The following is a 16,871-nucleotide window of genomic DNA, read 5'->3' as shown; positions in this document are numbered from 1 at the left end:
GATCCGGTGCCGCCACCCCCACCGCTGATAGCGGACGAGGGATTGAGCTTCACCCTGCCCGTCGTCTTCCGCGTCAAAGGCAAAGGATAAGGCGGCGATCGCTGGCGTCTGCGTCACAGCTAGCCGGATCGCGATGCACAGTCGCTATCATTGCAGAAGAAAATACCGGATGCCGACGTAAATCAGCGCAAGACAGATGAAAATCAGCGCAACCGGCACGCGCGGCCGTGTGTTCGCCGCGGAATTTGCAGCCGGCAGTGGTTGCGGAGCGGGCCGTTTGAAGGCCATGACATTGCTGGTATCGATGATCGGGTCTTTTGGCATCGACTTGATGTCGGGCGCCGTTCCGGTGCCGCCCATGTCCACATAATAAGCCTTGTAAATCAAGTCGATGGTTGCCTCGCTCGCCTCTGCCTCCGGCATCGTTTCGACCAAACCCTTGTAGCTCGAAAGGAATGTCAGGGCTTCGGCCGGAAGTGACGAAGAGCCATTCAGCTTCACCATCATTTTCCAGGTTGCGAAGTCGGCGCGTGCCTTGGTGTCGGCACGTCTTGCAATCATTTTGTCCTGTGCTTTGATCAATTGACTACGCCCCTTGCAACGCTCTTATTATATATTCCCGGTGACCAGCAAAAGAAGCTGTATCACATAACCGGTGACTGTTCTCACGATGGTGGAGATCAGGTCAAGATTGAGACCGAGCTGGTTGCCGAGCACCGGAAGCAGCAGGAGGGTCCCAATCAGTATCAGCATCCCGTAGGGTTCCAGGCGGGAGAGCGGAGCAGCCAGAACGTTCGGCAGCAGGCCGACCGCGACCCGTCCGCCGTCGAGTGGTGGGATCGGCAGCATGTTGAAGACCGCGAGAATGACGTTGATGATCAACGCATTCTTCAGATTGTCGGCTACCCATTGTGTGCTGTTGCCGGGAACCAGGCCGAGCCCGTGAAATGCCGATGCCGCGACGAGAGCCAGCAGGATGTTGGTGGCGGGTCCGGCAAGCGCCACCCAGACCATGTCCATGCGGGGGTGGTTCAAGTTTCGGAAATTTACCGGAACCGGTTTTGCGTAGCCGAACAGGAAAGGCGCGTGCGACAGCAACAGAATGCCCGGCAATATCACGGTACCGAAGGGATCAATATGCCTGAGCGGGTTAAAGCTGACGCGGCCGAGCTTCGAGGCGGTGTTATCGCCGAGCCGGTACGCGACGAATCCGTGCGCCGCCTCGTGAAAGGTGATGGCGATAACCAGCGGCAGCACCCAGACCGACAGCGTGTAGAGTGAAATGCCCGACAATCGACGACCTCGTTCGGGTGCGACTGGAACCAACCCTATCATAGGTCGCCAGGGCTATGACAGAGAGGTCACGGGCATGGAGGGGTGTATCTCTCCGACCAAACGGGACATGTCTGTGACAGAGTGACTGGTTCAGGCGCTCGCTTGGCGGCTTTGCCGGGCAATGAAGCAACCTTTAACCACAACACCTAAGCGTCTTTCAGATAGTAATTCGCTTGCTTGCCGAGCGCGATGCGACGCAGGATTCGCCGCATCGTCATCGAGGTTCGCAACGGGCGGACCGCCGTCGTCCCCGCTCGATAGAACGCCAGCTTCACGCCATCGAATGCAGGCTGAACGCCTGGCGGTTTCTGTGGCCAGCCGAGACCGCGCAGCATCGAATTGAGGAAGTGCAGGTCGTTGGCGCGGCGGACCTCGCGCGTCTTCCAGGTAATGGCCATCGAAATCGAGTGCGATCCCGCGGTGCGTACCCAATGCGGCCATTGATAAGGCACGAAACAGCCGTCACCGCCGAACATGTGGAATTCGACACCACGCGGCGCGAAACTCTCATCATATCTCAGATTGCGGTGTTTCGTCATTGAACGCTCGATCTCGTCATCCGATACGAGGCGGCGGTCCGTGTTGTCGTAAATCGTGAAGAATTTTTCGCCGTGGATTTGGACGAAGAAGTTGTCCTCGCTGTCGAGATGAAACGGCGTCGTCGAATTCGGTGATGAGACGAACAGAAAGCCCTCGATCTGTTCAAATCCGGCGTCGCTCAAGCTGTCGAAGCCGCGCGCGCGCGCGACCGATAGCAGTGCGTCCTCGATCAGGCGTCGATACTCCGGCGCGTTTTCCACGCGTTTCAATACCATCCAGGCACCAGCGGTTTCGATCCGCTTCACCACCTCGACCGGATCGAGGTCCACCGTCGGGATCGCATCGGGATCCTGGCTGATTGCGACCTTGCCGGAATTGTATTCGATCAGGTCACGCGGCAGCTCGGCAGCCAGTTGCGCGATGCGCGGCAGCGTCAACAGCGGATGTCCCGCAAGCCTGTGCCGGATCGCGAAGGGCTTGAGTGGGAAGTCGCGTCGCAGCGCTTCGTTGGCCGCGGCGATGACCGGCACATGTGCGGGATCATTCATGCGTTTTTCTCTTGACGTTCGCGGAGGATGTTGACGACGCGGCGAGCGGGCTCGCGTAGTAGCCGGCGCAGCGAAATCGCCGCTTTTGCGAGCGGAACGGCGGGATCGTTGCGGCGAAGCGGGATCAGCACGTCGCCGATCGCAAGCCGCCCGCGCCAGATTGGGTCGATCATCGGATGACCCGGATTTGCGGTGGAATCCGCCAGGGTGATCGCGGGGTCGGCGCAGAGATGGCGCGTGAGATCGAGCGTCAACTGCACGCCGGGTGAAAACTTCGCGAAACGTTCGTCAACGCCGAGCTTGAAATAAAATGCGCGGTCCTGGTGGCGCAGCACGACTGCCGCTGCCACAGGCGTCGGACCCGCATGCAGGGTTACGATTTCACACTGGCCTCGCTTGGCGAGTGCCGGCGCGGCGCGGCGGATGAAGGCTGCATCGCCGCTATGCTGGATCAATGCGGTCCCTCGCTGCGCCTTCCAGCCGCTGGCCTCCAGCGCGAGGAAGGTTTCAAGCGCTCGCGCGACGTCGGCGGTAGAGCGCGCGACCTGAAATGACACCTCGCCATGCTCCGCAAGACGATTGCGCTGGCGCCGCAGCTCCTTGAGCTTCTTGACGCCCAGCGCCTCGCGCAGCAGTTCTTCCGCCTCGCGGGTGGCGTCGAGGCAGGCGCGCACATGGCCATGCAGCCTATGCGGCTTGAGGCCGTCGTGTTCGAGGGCTGTCGTGATGGCTTTCATGGCGGCGCCGTCGAGCGCGATGTTGCGCAGAATCAGCGCGCGTTGGCCGAGGATACGCGCCTCGCGCAGCAGCGCTGCTGCGGCTTGATTCGCGAGGCCGTGGTCGAGCAGCGGCGTGCAAAGCGTTCCGTAAGGATCGGCGCTGACCAGAAGGGGGAGTGGAATCCGGTAGGCTCGCCAGGCGGAGATAACAGGGATCAGGCCGATGAGAGTCTCCGAGCCCGATTTGTCAGATAAAAGGTCCGAACGCGCCGTCAGCGCCGACGCGTTAGTCCGGTCCCGCGCCGAGGCGTCGAGCGCCAGCTCCCAATCCGCGAGATAGTAGCCGTTGGGTTCGACAGCACGGTCGGCAAGTGATCGCCAACGGCTGGGATCGAGCGTTGCAAGGGCCGCGGCCCCGCGGCGTGTTGCGCTTGCAGACGGGCGTGCCGTGAACCCGCGTCTCGATGAACCACGAGCCGGAGCCCAGTTAACAATATCGACCATTTACGCAATCCCCGTTCGCGGTGGCCATGAGGTGACAGGCGCGCAGCGGCGCCTCGGTGTTCATGGAGGTGGAGGTTATTTGCAACATTCGAAAGAATGCGTTGGCCGTTACACTTGTTTTTGACCAAAGAATTAACCGTGCATTCACCTTGCCTGAGACGGACGTTCAGTTGATCGCCGTTTCTTCCCGGCGTTCTTGACGGTGTGCCGCCAAACCCGCAGGGGCAGCAGATCGTGGCCGCTGATCGAAAGCGCCTGCCTTGCAATCGTTTCTACGCGGCTATCGGCCATCCTGTGGTCTGCACCACAGGCAAAATGCGAACAGGCCCTAAACCTGCCGAAGCGGTAGAGAGGACGTGGTTCGACCGACCGGCGAAGGTCGAATTGACATGCGACACATGCGCGCGTGATGAACTAACGCGGCCGGTGAATCGACAACGGTTGGAAGAGATTTGCGCGGAGCTGTTCCATGACATTTTCAATGATCCGCTCGATCGTTCTCGGGGCGATCGCTGCGATGGTGCTGACCGCGCATCCGGCTGCTGCGGAAAACCGACTCGCGCTGGTGATCGGTCAGTCGGCCTATCGCGCAGTGACGCCGCTGCCAAATCCCGCCAACGACGCCAGGGCTATGACCCAGATGCTTGGCGACGCCGGTTTCGAAGTGCTGACGGCCTCCGACCTGTCGCAGACCGAAATGCGCGAGAAGGCCGGGGAATTCGCGGCAAAGATCGCAGAGAAGGGCCCTGACACCATCGCGCTGATTTTCTACGCCGGTCATGGCTTGCAGGTCGATGGCGAGAATTTCCTGGTCCCGGTCGATCTCGATCCAAAGCGCGAAGCCGATATCCCGCTGCAGGCGGTTCGCCTGAACGACATCATAAACACGCTGACATCGGTTCCGAGTCGCATGCGGATCGTTCTTCTCGACGCGTGCCGTAACAACCCGTTCCCCGCGATCAACAAGACGGTGGGACACGGTCTCGCTATCGTCGATGCCAAGGTGGCCGCGCCCGGCACATTCCTGTCGTTCTCAACTTCGCCGGGTGCCGAGGCGGAAGACGGCACGGGCGCCGACAGCCCCTACACGACCGCGCTATTGTCCGTCAGCCGGCAGCCGGGGCTTTCGATCGAGGAGGCCTTCAAGCGTGTCCGCCTGGAAGTCAACAAGATGACGAATGGCCGCCAGACTCCCTGGGACAGTTCCTCGTTGACGGACGGTTTCCAGTTTTTTCCCGGAGCATCCGAAGCCGCGTCTCCTGCCGTTTCCAAGAGCAAGCGGACGGTCGCGGAATGGCGCAGTGAGCTGAAAGGCAAGACCGCTGAGCAAGCGCACGAGCTGATTGTCGGCGATGGCAGCGACCAAGCCTATGAGGCGTTCCTTGGCCTCTATGCTGACTCGCCGCTCGATCGGGAGGCGCGGCAGTGGCTTGATCGTCACCGGCGTATGGCGGCCTGGAGCAGGGCGGTTCTCGCCAATACGGCGGGCGGATATCGCGCCTTCCTCGCCGACTATCCCGATAGCGATCTGACGCCGACGGCACGCAAGCTGGAGGAGCGTCTGCGCAACCGGCCCGACAATCCGGCCGTGGCGGTGGCCGCTGTTACGGCCGGCCCGACCTGTCCTTGCAGCGCGCCGTCGCAGGAGCCGAAGAAGAAAGCCGAAGCGCCGCCAAAGAAAAAACAAGCCCAGCCGTCCCGGCGTGGGGAGGCGCCTCCACGCCAGCGTCATCGCGAAGCGGACGATGTTTATGTCGACGACGTGCCACCTCCGCGCAGCTACGTACCGGTGCCGGTGCCCTCAATCGGCATCATCGGTGGTTTTGGCGGAGGAGGGTTCGGACGCGGCCCGGGCGGGTACGGCGGTTTTGGCCGGGGTGGAAGCATGGGCAGTCCAACGGGCCGATTTTAAGCACGCATTCGGCAAGTACCGGTCGGGATCGGTGCCGGCCAGTCGCACTTCAAGGTTCCCTCCCAACGAACGACACGAGTCGTTGTCGGGCGCATCACTCGTGTCTCAAGACTCACGGCGCTTTCGAGCGGTGAGCCGCTTGAAACCGAAAGGATCTGACGTTTATGCTATCCGCTGTGGGGAGGAGTTATGATGAAGATTCTACGCGCATCCATGCTTATGGCGGTTCTGGTGTCGGGGCCGGCTTTCGCCCAGGCGCCGCATTTCAATATGATGGCTGACGGGCCTGGAAAGACGCCGGAGCAGATCGAAAAACAGAAGGCCATCGAAAAAGCTTACAAGGACACGCTGCGCAAGATTCCCGATGCTGCGGGAGTCAACGATCCCTGGGGAGGCGTGCGAAACGAGGGCCAGCCCAAGGCCATCGCCAAAAACAAAGCAAAGTCCAGGATAGGGGCCGCAGGCGGAACGGCAAACTAGCTTGCCCCGGCGGCTTTCATCTTCGAATGGTGGACAACTAAGACGCCTCGCAATACGCCCCTCGGTTCCCCATCCGCGCCGTTCGGCGACTGGTGCCATGACAACAACGTCACCTGAGCGGAATATGATCGCCCGGTGACGTTGCGTCTAGACTGGGCAGTGCAATCCCCCAGCCCTTTCTCTGTCTCTGCACCGCGGCAAAGGTTCAAAAACTGCGTCTCCGCGGAAGGCAGATGAAAAATGCTACATTTTCCAACCTAGCTGGATGAAAGCTTCTGTGTTGCGGTCCAGATATAGGAGATTTTCCGACCTGTAGTTTTATCGAGGCTCACCCAAGGCCGTCGAGAAAACGGACTTTCTTAAGCCGATGTCCGCCTGACGAGGTGGACTTCGCCGCAGATTCAGGCGCTCCCCGATCATTGCCGATCATGTCGGTTCTCTTCGCGCTGCTCATGCGAGCTTGCGGCCAGGTGCGGCTGCTGATTCGGCGAGCGGACCATCAATTGGAAAGTTTTGATTAAGATTCGGCGCTCATTCTACGCAAATCTGTTTTGCGTACGGGAGAAACACCATGCTGACCACCGAACCTGGTTTGGCCCGGAATTTTCTCAATATTGCGCTGGGCGGCTTCGGCGTGCTTGTCGCGGTGCTAATTGGGGTAGCGCTGAGCTGAGACACCTGCAAGATATCCACGGTCGGCCAAAGGGCAGCAGATTTGTCCGGGTGCCATAGCTCAATCGACTGGAGCAACCGACGTGGGTAACAGCAGCGGGTTGGACAAGGGATTGATGGCCCTGATCCAGAACGTTTTGGGGACGCGCCATAACGCGCCCCTGCCTGAGGCCGAACTGCCCGAAGACAACCCGCGCGCTTCATCGGAATCGCTTGGCGCTGAAACCGCGCCACAGCCGGAGGCAGAGGGTCCGATTGAAGAAACCGCCGCAACGGACCAGCCAGAGAGTTACGACCGCCGCAAAACCGCCGACGAATTGGCGGGCATCATTCTGAAGGCGCTGCAAACGCTTGACGGCGCGCCGGCTCGTGGATTCGTGGTGACCGTTTACGGCGGAAACCCATGGAATGCGATGCTGACGATCAAACCGGAAGCCGGGCCGATCGCCGATCCGGGCCTGTGGCGCACGCGTGTCCGGGACATGGCTGCGCGGTTACGTCAGGACTTCGATCTGGCGGAGATGTAACGGCCGAACAGAGCAGAGTGGCCTATCAGGCGCGCCCGCGTCGTGGTCCGGTTAAGGCCGCGACCAGTAGCCGTCAATCGCGTGAGCCAGGAAAATGCCGGCGCTCATAATTCCAAAGACGGCAGTAATTGCTTCCAGCATCGTACTTAATCCTGCTACCCAGCGACCGCCAGCAAATGCAAATCGCGTTGCACAGTCAAAAGGATTTTGGCGGCGCTGCCGACTCCACGCCGTGCTGATGATTTCTGGCAACACTGCTGACCTTGTCTGTATCCGAATGTGGGTAACCGTCGGCGTCGAGGCGCGCATCAAGGCGGTTTAGGCTTGTCGATCGCAAGATTTAGACAATGACGGGTTGGATTCGATCGGCATCGTCAGGCCGGTCGAGGGTCCGAATCGGAAAGCAGCACACCCTTGCAACCTGCGAGGACAACGGCCGTGACGTCGTCGATCTCGCGTGCATTGACCCAGCGCGGATGTTTTCGCCGGCGACGTTTCTAAATGCCGAATGCTTGGCCAAGAGCTCTTGCCAAGGAAAAGCCGGCCCGGGTCAGGGTGCCGTGATTGAAATTCGTATCCCATTGATTGATTGCGACCAGCACGATCGCCAGCACCAGGATCTTTTTCATCACGGTAGGCTGGCACCAGACTCTTAAGATCGAATTAGGAGAGGATTCGCGATCGGATAGGGGCGCGAATAACGCGAAACCAGAACTGAAAGATGCCGCCCACTGAGGCGGCCTTAATTCTTGATGCCGCACTTAAGGGCCGCTTTCTCCGCCTGCATGGCTTCGATGGCAGCGCGCATGGTGGCTCGGCTGAGAGAGTCCAAGTCAGGACCAGTAAACGAGCGAAGCTGGGCAATCTTCCTGTCGATGAGTTCACACTTCTCGCACATTGGCCATCCCGCTGGTTGTAAGGCGGGAGCGTGAAGCACTCTCAGTCACCGATAAGAGCCCCAGATCGTGCGGTGATGGCTGATAAACGGCCAGGTCTGGATTTGGTTCAAACTCGAACCAGGCCACTGAGGCCGCGGAACAGGCCAGTATCCATTCACTGGTACTGGCCGAAATGAGCCACCCCCGAAATCAAAATAGGCCACTAAAGGACAGCCCCTTTGGGCGGGGCAATATTGGACCACCTTTCTGCGATGGTCTGGCAGGCTGCTTTCATGTTGGCGAACGCTGTGACGGAGTTCCCAGGTGCAGGGTAGAGCGTCCCAGTAAAAGCATCCAAGGTGACGCAAATACTCCGATCCGGTTCGGACCCCTCGTCCTTGAGGTAGTCTTTGAACAGCCCGAAGGCGGCAGCCGACTGGTATTCGCCAACTGCCGAATCCAGCGCTTTGTTTTTGGCATAGCGCAGCATGAATGCGCCGTTGCGCTGCTTGTTTGTTTTGTCGATCCTTCGCAACAGGAGATGAGGCGAAAATTTCACTTTGACGCCATTGATCTTGAATGCGGGGAAGGAATTGCCGGGCAAAATCTCCGCATTCGGCAATTTGACGCTAGCGCTTACCTCCGCAAACTTCTGGATGTAGTCCGCGTTCGCTTCGTTGGTCAGCGCTTCAAAATCGTCTGTGGCGAGTTTGCTGCGGATGAAATCCGCCTTTTCCTGCAATGCTTTGGGATTTGGTTTTCCAGTCTGAAGCGAATTCGAAATCGTGATTGTTGCCTGCTTGTGCTGAAGCAACCGCACGAGGGGCCGATACTTGCATCCTTCAATGATAGTCCGCCGCCTTCGCTCGGAGGCGGCCATATAGTCGGCCAGATAGCGGACCGTAATCTCCGCCTCTGGCACTGCGATGTGCGTTTTGTCCATGGCAATGTCTCTGGAGAATCAGAATGGCAGAATACTACTTCAGCGCGAAAGTCGATACCGACACGACGCTTTGTATCGCTCCGCTCACAGAAAAGAGGATCGAGCTATCGGGGCAACAAATACCTGATTCCAGCGGCTACTTCCTTTTCCGAACTCGCGGCGGCGGTGAGCCGGGCGAGGTTGAAATCCTCGCCCGGCTAGAGTCTGAGGAAGCTGCGATGCAGCTTCGTGAAATGTTGCAACTAAGCTGATTAGGCTTTCCCGCCTTGAATTACTTCGAACTTCCGCCGCCGATCCGGAGGCGTTTCAGTCGGCAGCGCAGGCGCAACGGCGAGCGCCGCGTCCACAAGCTGACCGATTGCTCCAAGCCTTGTCCGCAACGCCGATGGCCTTTGCTGGCGTCGTGCGCAGGGCTTCATGAGTTCGGCAGAGATTGTAGTGTGCAACGTACAGCGCAACCGCCGCAACGTGATTATCAAGCTTCTTTGAAAAGCCGTTGGTAAGTCGAGTGAAACGTCGGCTGCCCATGCGCGGCGACAAGTTCTGCCGTTCAACGTAACTCGTCGAAACGTATTGTTCGGGATCGCCCGATACTACGTCACGGCTTACAGCTACTACGGCGGCGGGTGAGTACCGGCCCTGCGCTTCCTTTACGAGGTGAGTTACCGAGTAGGTCTTTACGATGACGCCATGCGAAGCGCTGGCACCGAACGCATCCCGGATGGCCATGCGGTATGGGTGAAAGCCGTCCGTTGAAATCTCAGGCTGGCCAATGACGCGGCTGCGCAGGTCGTGCAGGAAGTCCATCGTGCTTTCGGTATTCCGCTTGCCGACGCCCCAGCTAATGATCGCCTTTTGCGTCCCGGCCATGCCGATGAAAATGTACTGATCGCCCTTTACCGCGATCTCGTGCCGCTTCACGTTCTTCTGCTTTTTGCCGACGAAGGACCACGCTTCATCGAGCTCCAGCCGCTCAGTGCGGACACCGACCATCATGCAGTCGTGAAGCTCCATGCAACCCATGCCGACGCGATAGGCAAGGCTGCCAACGGTGCCACGGTTGACGCCAGTCAAGCGCGCGGCAGTGCGGATACCGACGCCCTCGCAAAGGGCGGCAATGACTTCAATCTGCTTTTCGCGGGGGAGTACGTTCATGGCGGGCCCAATCCGTCACGCTAGGGGATTGGAAAGACGGCTTAATGAACGCTATATTGCCGTTAGCGGTCATTTACTTCGGGGTCCAATCCCGGGTTGATGATCCGGGCCGGTGCGGTTGCCGCCGCATCGGTCCACTTCTTGTTGGCAGCCCGCCGGGATTCGGACCCGGACCTCTCCTGTAACAGCGAGCGTCCTAACCGTTAGACCAAAGGGCACCGGAACAATGTTCTGGGTTTAGTTCCAGAATGCTTGAATGCTAGATAGTAAACTACAAAATGTCAATTACTATTTGACATTGGAGGTGGATTTATCTAGCATTCAAGCATGATCTATCAGACCCCAAAACTGACCCACGAAGATGCCGCTGTCTTGGATTTGATCTCCGAGCAGAAGGAACGCTTGCAGATTTTTACGAACCAGAATCCTAGGAGGTGGTCCGGATCGCTGCGCCGGGCAACCTTTGCAAGGGCAATTCAAGGCTCCAACAGCATCGAGGGCTATAACGTCAGCTTAGATGAAGCGGTGGCTGCGATTGAAGACGAGCCCGTCCTTGATGAACGAACGGAAACGTCACGAGCGATAAAAGGGTATCGCGACGCGATGACCTACATTTTGCAGGCCACCAAGGATCCGCATTTTCAAGTCAGCGGGCAGCTTTTGAAGAGCCTGCACTTCATGATGCTTCAATACGACATGAGCAAAAATCCCGGGCAGTGGCGTCCGGGGAGCATATTCGTCGTAAACTCCAAGACGAACGTCCGCGTCTACGACGCCCCAGACATCGAGCTAGTGAACGACCTCGTGGAGGAATTAGTTGACTATCTGAAGGCTCCGTCAAAGGAGCCGGGTATAGTGCGCGCTGCCATGGCGCACTTAAACTGCGCAATGATTCACCCTTTCTCCGATGGCAACGGCCGAATTGCCCGGGCCTTACAGACCCTTGTTATTGCAAGCGGCGGCACTTTGAATCCTGTTTTTTCGAGCATCGAAGAATGGTTGGGCGATAACACCCAAGAATATTACGATGTTCTCGCGCTTGTCGGACAAGGTAAGTGGAACCCGCAAAACAACGCGCTGCCATGGATCAGGTTTTGCCTGAAGGCTCATTACCAGCAAGCTGGCAAACTAATCCGGCGGAATGAAGAGGCTGAGGCTCTATTCAATGAGATAACCAAGTTTATTGGTCTATACAGTCTGCAAGATCGCATTTGGATCGCGCTATTTGACGCCGCGCTTGGACTAAAGGTCAGTAATGCGCGCTATCGCAAAGACGCTGACGTTTCGGAATTTACGGCTTCTCGCGACCTTAAGAAACTTTGCGAGGTTCAATTACTTGTGCCGCATGGCGAGCGAAAAATGCGCACATATACCGCCGCAAAAATTCTATCCGAGGCATGGCAGCGGATCAGGATTAACCGCCCTGTTGAAGACCCTTATGAAGTGGTGCAGCGAAAACTCAAAAGGATCGCCGCTGAGAGTTTGGCAAAAGAAACGCCGAGATTGCCAGGTTTATGAAAGAGGCCGCCCACTGAGGCGGCCTTGGCCCGGAGCGCGGTGCCGTCGCTCCGGAAGGGTATCTTGCAGCATGCGGGTGCACCACGACCACACCCGGTGAATTTAAAACAGGCCACTCCCAAAATCAAATTAGGCCACTAGGGGTTAAAACAGGCCAGTACCATTCATTGAAAAGAACATATTGCGAACTTGGAACAAATAGGGTACATATTTCCATCCGATCAACCACGGCGCCATTCGTTGTCCTGCCCGCGAATCCCGTTCATAAGGAGCCCGGCCTATGTCCCAAGCTGCCCTGCGTATCGTCGAAGGATCCTCCATGGATAAGTCCAAGGCCCTGTCCGCCGCGCTGTCACAGATTGAGCGTCAGTTCGGCAAGGGCTCGGTGATGAAACTGGGCAAGAACGACAAGTCCATGGACGTGGAGGTTATCTCCTCGGGCTCGCTGGGCCTCGACATCGCGCTCGGGGTCGGCGGTCTGCCCAAGGGACGCATCGTGGAGGTCTACGGTCCGGAGTCCTCCGGCAAGACCACGCTGGCGCTGCATGCGGTCGCCGAGGCGCAAAAAAAGGGTGGCATCTGCGCCTTCATCGACGCCGAGCACGCGCTTGATCCGGTCTATGCTCGCAAGCTCGGTGTGAATGTCGACGACCTTTTGATATCGCAGCCCGATCATGGCGAGCAGGCGCTGGAAATCGCCGATACGCTGGTGCGCTCGGGCGCTGTGGATGTGCTGATCATCGACTCGGTCGCGGCGCTCGTGCCGCGCGCCGAACTCGAGGGCGAGATGGGCGACGCGCTGCCGGGGCTACAAGCGCGGCTGATGAGCCAGGCGCTGCGCAAGCTTACCGCCTCGATCAACAAGTCAAACACCATGGTGATCTTCATCAACCAGATCCGCATGAAGATCGGGGTGATGTACGGTTCGCCGGAGACGACAACTGGCGGCAACGCGCTGAAGTTCTATGCCTCGGTGCGCCTCGACATCCGCCGCATCGGGGCGATCAAGGAACGCGACGAGGTCGTTGGCAATCAGACCCGCGTCAAGGTCGTGAAGAACAAGCTGGCGCCGCCTTTCAAACAGGTCGAGTTCGACATCATGTACGGCGAGGGCATCTCCAAGATGGGAGAAATCCTCGATCTTGGCGTCAAGGCCGGCATCGTTGAAAAATCCGGCGCCTGGTTCTCCTATGACAGTCAGCGCATGGGGCAGGGCCGCGAAAACGCGAAAGCGTTCTTGCGGGCCAATCCCGACATCACCGCCAAGGTCGAGACGGCTATCCGGCAGAATTCAGGACTGATCGCCGAGCAGATTCTGGCCGGTAGCCCTGAGCGCGACACCGACGATGACGAGACGGAAGCGGAGGATTGAGTCTTTCGTTCCCACGGAAGCACAGGCGTGCGCTTGATGATGTTGATCGCCGCGTTTTCCACCGAACACGGAGGTGTCCGGATCAAGCCGAAGACCATTTTTCTGCCGAGAACGCTTAGGTCGATCGGCTATAGCATTTTCGAGCGAAGTGGATAGCGGTTCGCGTGAGAAAACGCGTCTAATCAATGGATGGAGTCTTTCACCGTTTCCGTAAACGATGAAGGACTCTGAGGTGAGTTTCCAAGACCCCGGGCTCGTGCGAGTCGGGTTGGTGCGATCCGCGAAGACGGGAATCTTTCGTGGAAATTTATGTCGCGCCTCTTGGAAAAGACGGGCGCTGTGGATGTTGAGTTGCCGACATCCCCAGCGTCCGGCCTTGCCATCCTTCATCCCTCATCTCTCATCCCTCTCCCAAAGGGAGAAGGATGAGAACGTTGAGTGGAATACAGCCTGTGATCTTCTACTCCGCGGCTTGCGCGTAGTCTTCGATGGGTGGACAGGAACAGACGAGATTGCGGTCGCCGTAGGCATTGTCGACCCGTCCGACCGGAGACCAGTATTTATCCGATCGCGAGGTTCCGGACGGGAAGCAGCCTTGGGCTCGGCTATATGGTCGTGACCAGGCGTCGTCGGCGATGTCATGTACGGTATGTGGTGCATGGCGCAGCGGCGATGCCTCGACTTTCCAGCGTCCCGTCTCGATCTCGGCAATCTCGTGCCGGATCGCGATCATGGCGTCGCAGAATCGGTCCAGCTCCGCTTTCGATTCGGATTCGGTCGGCTCAATCATCAGCGTGCCGGGCACCGGAAAACTCATGGTCGGGGCATGGAAGCCGTAATCGATCAGCCGTTTGGCGATGTCGTCCACGGTGACGCCGGTTTTGGCCTTCAGTGCACGGGGGTCGATGATGCATTCATGCGCGACCCGCCCCTTGACGTTGCGATACAGCACCGGGAAATGCGGGTCGAGCCGCTGTGCGATATAGTTGGCGTTGAGGATCGCGACTTCGGTCGCTCGCGTCAGGCCTTCGCCGCCCATCATCAGCATGTAAATGTAGGAGATGGTCAGGATCGAGGCCGAGCCGAACGGCGCCGCCGAGACCGGTCCGACCGCGGACGGCGTTGCACCGTCGGTCTCGGGGTGCCCGGGCAGGAAAGGTGCGAGATGCGCCTTCACGCCGATCGGGCCCATACCCGGTCCGCCGCCACCGTGGGGGATGCAGAAGGTCTTGTGCAGGTTGAGATGGCTGACGTCGGCGCCGTAGTCGCCGGGCCGCGACAGGCCGACTTGCGCGTTCATGTTGGCGCCATCGAGATAGACCTGTCCGCCGTGGCCATGCACGATGTCGCAGATTTCGCGGATGTGCTCTTCGAACACGCCGTGTGTCGACGGATAGGTGATCATGATGGCGGCGAGACGATCGGCGTGCTGCGCCGCCTTTGCCTTCAAATCGTTGACGTCGACGTCCCCGCGCGTATCACAAGCCACCACCACGACGTCCATGCCGGCCATGTTGGCGGAGGCGGGATTGGTGCCGTGCGCCGAGGAAGGAATCAGGCACACCGTGCGGTGCCCTTCGCCGCGTGCCGCATGATAACTGCGGATCGCCAGAAGCCCGGCATATTCACCCTGCGCGCCGGAGTTCGGCTGCAGCGAGATCGCGTCGTAGCCGGTGATATCGCGCAGCCACTGTTCGAAGTTTTCGAACAGTATGTGATAGCCTTCCGCCTGCTCCAGCGGCGCGAACGGGTGCAGGCCCGCAAACGCTGCCCATGTCAGCGGAATCATTTCGGTGGTGGCGTTGAGCTTCATCGTGCAGGAGCCGAGGGGGATCATTGCGCGGTCAAGCGCGAGATCGCGGTCGCTGAGCTTCCGCATGTAGCGCAGCAGCTCCGTTTCGGAGCGGTGTTCGTGAAAGACCGGATGGGTCAGATAAGGTGTCTTGCGCTCGAGATCGGCCGGCAGCAAATCGGAAGCGTGCGCTTCGACGTCGGCATAAGAGAATGTGGCGCCAAATGCGCGCCACACCGCTTCGACAGTCTCCGGTATCGTGAGTTCGTCGAGCGCGATGCCGAGAGTGCCGTCTGTGTTGATCCGGAAGTTGATGCCCTGGCTGCTTGCGCGGTAAGCGATCTCGCCTTGCCGTTCGCCGGCGTTCACGGTCAGCGTATCGAAAGCTGTACTGTTCAGGGGCGCGAAACCGAGCCTCGTCAATCCCGCCGCCAACGTCGCAGTGTGTCGATTCACGGTGCGCGCGATCTGCGCCAGTCCTTCCGGACCATGATAGACCGCATACATCGAGGAGATCACCGCCAGCAGCACCTGCGCGGTGCAGATGTTGGAGGTGGCTTTCTCGCGGCGGATGTGCTGCTCGCGAGTCTGCAAAGCAAGGCGATAGGCCGGCGCCCCGCGTGAATCCACCGACAGACCGACGATGCGGCCGGGCAGCAGCCGTTTCAGCGCGTCACTAACCGCCATGTAGGCGGCATGTGGACCGCCATAGCCCATCGGCACGCCGAAGCGCTGCGCGGAGCCGACGGCTATGTCCGCGCCGAGTTCGCCGGGCGAGGTCAGCAGCGTGAGCGCCAGCAGGTCGGCTGCGACCACTGCAAGGCCGCCTTTCGCCTTGATCGCGGCGATGGCCGGGCGCAGGTCGCGTACAACGCCGGATGTGCCGGGATATTGCAGCACCGCGCCGAACACGTCCGCTTTGTCGAGATCGCGCAGCGGGTCGCCGGTGACGAGCGTCCAGCCCAGCGGTTCTGCGCGGGTTCGCAGCACGGCAAGGGTCTGCGGATGCACTTCATGATCGACAAAAAACGCTTTTGTTTTCACCGATGATGCGCGCTCCGCCAGCGCCATTGCCTCCGCCGCCGCCGTTGCTTCGTCCAACAGCGATGCATTGGCGACATCGAGGCCAGTGAGGTCGCAGATCATGGTCTGGAAATTGAATAGCGCTTCCAGCCGGCCCTGGCTGATTTCAGCCTGATAGGGTGTATAGGCCGTGTACCACGCCGGATTTTCCAGGATGTTGCGCTGGATCACCGCTGGCAGGATCGTGGCGGAATAGCCTTGCCCGATCAGCGACGTGAACGGCTGGTTCTGCGCGGCGAGGCTTTGCATATGCGCCAGCGCTTCGGTTTCGCTGAAGCCCTGACCGAGATCGAGCGGCGCACTCTGCCGTATCGACGAGGGCAGCGCCTCGTTCATCAGAGCCTCAAGGCTCTTCGCGCTCACGGTTTCCAGCATTGCAGCGATATCGCGTGACGATGGACCGATATGGCGACGCGCGAAGGTCGTAGCGGGCTCTTCACGGGCGATCATTTGAAAGGCTCCTTAGATGCCTGAATAAAGTTATGAATGCGTCATGCCGGGCTTTGTGCCAGGCAGGATAAATTGCTCACGCCGTGTGCGCCTTGTAGGCTGCCTCGTCCATCAAACCTTCGAGTTCGCTCTTGTCGGCGATCCTGAGTTTGAAGATCCATGCCTTACCTTCTGCGTCGGTATTGACCAGTCCAGGTTCTGCGCCGAGTGCGTCATTGACTTGCAGGACTTCACCCGTAATCGGCGCATAGACGTCTGAAGCCGCCTTGACCGACTCGACAACCGCCGCGGCTTCGGTCTTCTTAAGCTGGCGTCCGACTTTCGGAAGCTCGACGAAGACGACGTCTCCAAGCTGTGACTGCGCGTAGCCTGTAATGCCGATCGTTGCAGTATCTCCCTCAATGCGGAGCCACTCGTGATCGGTGGTATACAAAACGGTCATG

The 16,871-nt window shown here is 59.2% G+C and carries 14 protein-coding genes and 2 pseudogenes; 7 read left to right on the top strand and 9 right to left on the bottom strand.

Annotation, left to right across the window (positions count from 1 at the left end; translation table 11 throughout):
- A pseudogene (locus GGQ85_RS15175) lies at nt 1-90 on the top strand (energy transducer TonB); the annotation flags it as partial.
- Between the two features lie 57 nt (nt 91-147).
- On the opposite strand, the gene GGQ85_RS15170 reads toward GGQ85_RS15175, so the two are convergent.
- The 4 genes from GGQ85_RS15170 to GGQ85_RS15155 form a co-directional block, all read right to left on the bottom strand.
- The gene (locus tag GGQ85_RS15170; RefSeq protein WP_087881133.1) at nt 148-561 is read right to left on the bottom strand and encodes a hypothetical protein; all 414 of its coding nucleotides are present in this window, start codon (nt 559-561) and stop codon (nt 148-150) included.
- 48 nt (nt 562-609) lie between these two features.
- The gene (locus tag GGQ85_RS15165; protein ID WP_079446426.1) at nt 610-1,335 is read right to left on the bottom strand and encodes a site-2 protease family protein; all 726 of its coding nucleotides are present in this window, start codon (nt 1,333-1,335) and stop codon (nt 610-612) included.
- A gap of 146 nt (nt 1,336-1,481) precedes the next feature.
- Nucleotides 1,482-2,423, bottom strand: a complete 942-nt coding sequence (locus tag GGQ85_RS15160; RefSeq protein ID WP_309775198.1) for a JmjC domain-containing protein — start codon at nt 2,421-2,423, stop codon at nt 1,482-1,484.
- On the bottom strand, nt 2,420-3,646 hold the full coding sequence (locus tag GGQ85_RS15155; RefSeq protein WP_309775196.1) for a GNAT family N-acetyltransferase: 1,227 nt from the start codon (nt 3,644-3,646) through the stop codon (nt 2,420-2,422). The genes GGQ85_RS15160 and GGQ85_RS15155 overlap by 4 nt, the downstream gene beginning before the upstream one ends.
- A 469-nt stretch (nt 3,647-4,115) precedes the next feature.
- Here GGQ85_RS15155 and GGQ85_RS15150 point away from each other — a divergent pair, with 469 nt between their 5' ends.
- From GGQ85_RS15150 to GGQ85_RS15140, 3 genes are all read left to right on the top strand, one after another.
- On the top strand, nt 4,116-5,558 hold the full coding sequence (locus GGQ85_RS15150) for a caspase family protein (RefSeq protein WP_309775195.1): 1,443 nt from the start codon (nt 4,116-4,118) through the stop codon (nt 5,556-5,558).
- 192 nt (nt 5,559-5,750) lie between these two features.
- Complete coding sequence (locus GGQ85_RS15145) at nt 5,751-6,038, top strand: hypothetical protein (RefSeq protein WP_309775194.1); 288 nt, start codon at nt 5,751-5,753, stop codon at nt 6,036-6,038.
- 755 nt (nt 6,039-6,793) lie between these two features.
- The gene (locus GGQ85_RS15140; RefSeq protein WP_309775192.1) at nt 6,794-7,237 is read left to right on the top strand and encodes a hypothetical protein; all 444 of its coding nucleotides are present in this window, start codon (nt 6,794-6,796) and stop codon (nt 7,235-7,237) included.
- A gap of 497 nt (nt 7,238-7,734) precedes the next feature.
- On the opposite strand, the gene GGQ85_RS15135 is transcribed toward GGQ85_RS15140, so the two are convergent.
- The gene (locus tag GGQ85_RS15135; protein ID WP_309775191.1) at nt 7,735-7,866 is read right to left on the bottom strand and encodes a hypothetical protein; all 132 of its coding nucleotides are present in this window, start codon (nt 7,864-7,866) and stop codon (nt 7,735-7,737) included.
- A 472-nt stretch (nt 7,867-8,338) separates the two neighbouring features.
- The gene (locus GGQ85_RS15130) at nt 8,339-8,995 is read right to left on the bottom strand and encodes a hypothetical protein (RefSeq protein WP_309775190.1); all 657 of its coding nucleotides are present in this window, start codon (nt 8,993-8,995) and stop codon (nt 8,339-8,341) included.
- An 86-nt stretch (nt 8,996-9,081) separates the two neighbouring features.
- On the opposite strand from GGQ85_RS15130, the gene GGQ85_RS15125 reads away from it, so the two are divergent.
- Nucleotides 9,082-9,309: a hypothetical protein gene (locus GGQ85_RS15125; protein WP_309775188.1), complete on the top strand. Its 228-nt coding sequence runs from the start codon at nt 9,082-9,084 to the stop codon at nt 9,307-9,309.
- On the opposite strand, the pseudogene GGQ85_RS15120 reads toward GGQ85_RS15125, so the two are convergent.
- Nucleotides 9,310-10,213: pseudogene (locus GGQ85_RS15120) on the bottom strand (transposase).
- Between the two features lie 327 nt (nt 10,214-10,540).
- Here GGQ85_RS15120 and GGQ85_RS15115 point away from each other — a divergent pair.
- Together GGQ85_RS15115 and recA are read left to right on the top strand one after the other, a co-directional pair.
- The gene (locus tag GGQ85_RS15115; RefSeq protein ID WP_309775185.1) at nt 10,541-11,731 is read left to right on the top strand and encodes a Fic family protein; all 1,191 of its coding nucleotides are present in this window, start codon (nt 10,541-10,543) and stop codon (nt 11,729-11,731) included.
- Between the two features lie 280 nt (nt 11,732-12,011).
- Entirely contained in the window at nt 12,012-13,103 is a 1,092-nt protein-coding gene (gene recA / locus GGQ85_RS15110; protein WP_079446430.1) for a recombinase RecA, read from the top strand.
- Between the two features lie 460 nt (nt 13,104-13,563).
- On the opposite strand, the gene gcvP is transcribed toward recA, so the two are convergent.
- Together gcvP and gcvH are read right to left on the bottom strand one after the other, a co-directional pair.
- The gene (gene gcvP / locus GGQ85_RS15105) at nt 13,564-16,428 is read right to left on the bottom strand and encodes an aminomethyl-transferring glycine dehydrogenase (RefSeq protein ID WP_309775184.1); all 2,865 of its coding nucleotides are present in this window, start codon (nt 16,426-16,428) and stop codon (nt 13,564-13,566) included.
- 76 nt (nt 16,429-16,504) lie between these two features.
- Nucleotides 16,505-16,870 (bottom strand): glycine cleavage system protein GcvH, encoded by a 366-nt coding sequence (gene gcvH, locus GGQ85_RS15100; protein ID WP_079446432.1) that lies wholly within the window; start codon nt 16,868-16,870, stop codon nt 16,505-16,507.
- Nucleotide 16,871 lies beyond the last annotated feature (1 nt).

It is taken from the genome of Nitrobacter vulgaris (assembly GCF_031453995.1).
Taxonomy (GTDB): domain Bacteria; phylum Pseudomonadota; class Alphaproteobacteria; order Rhizobiales; family Xanthobacteraceae; genus Nitrobacter; species Nitrobacter vulgaris.
The sequence above is the reverse complement of the archived record's forward strand: the minus strand, read 5'-3'. Positions and strand labels throughout refer to the sequence as shown.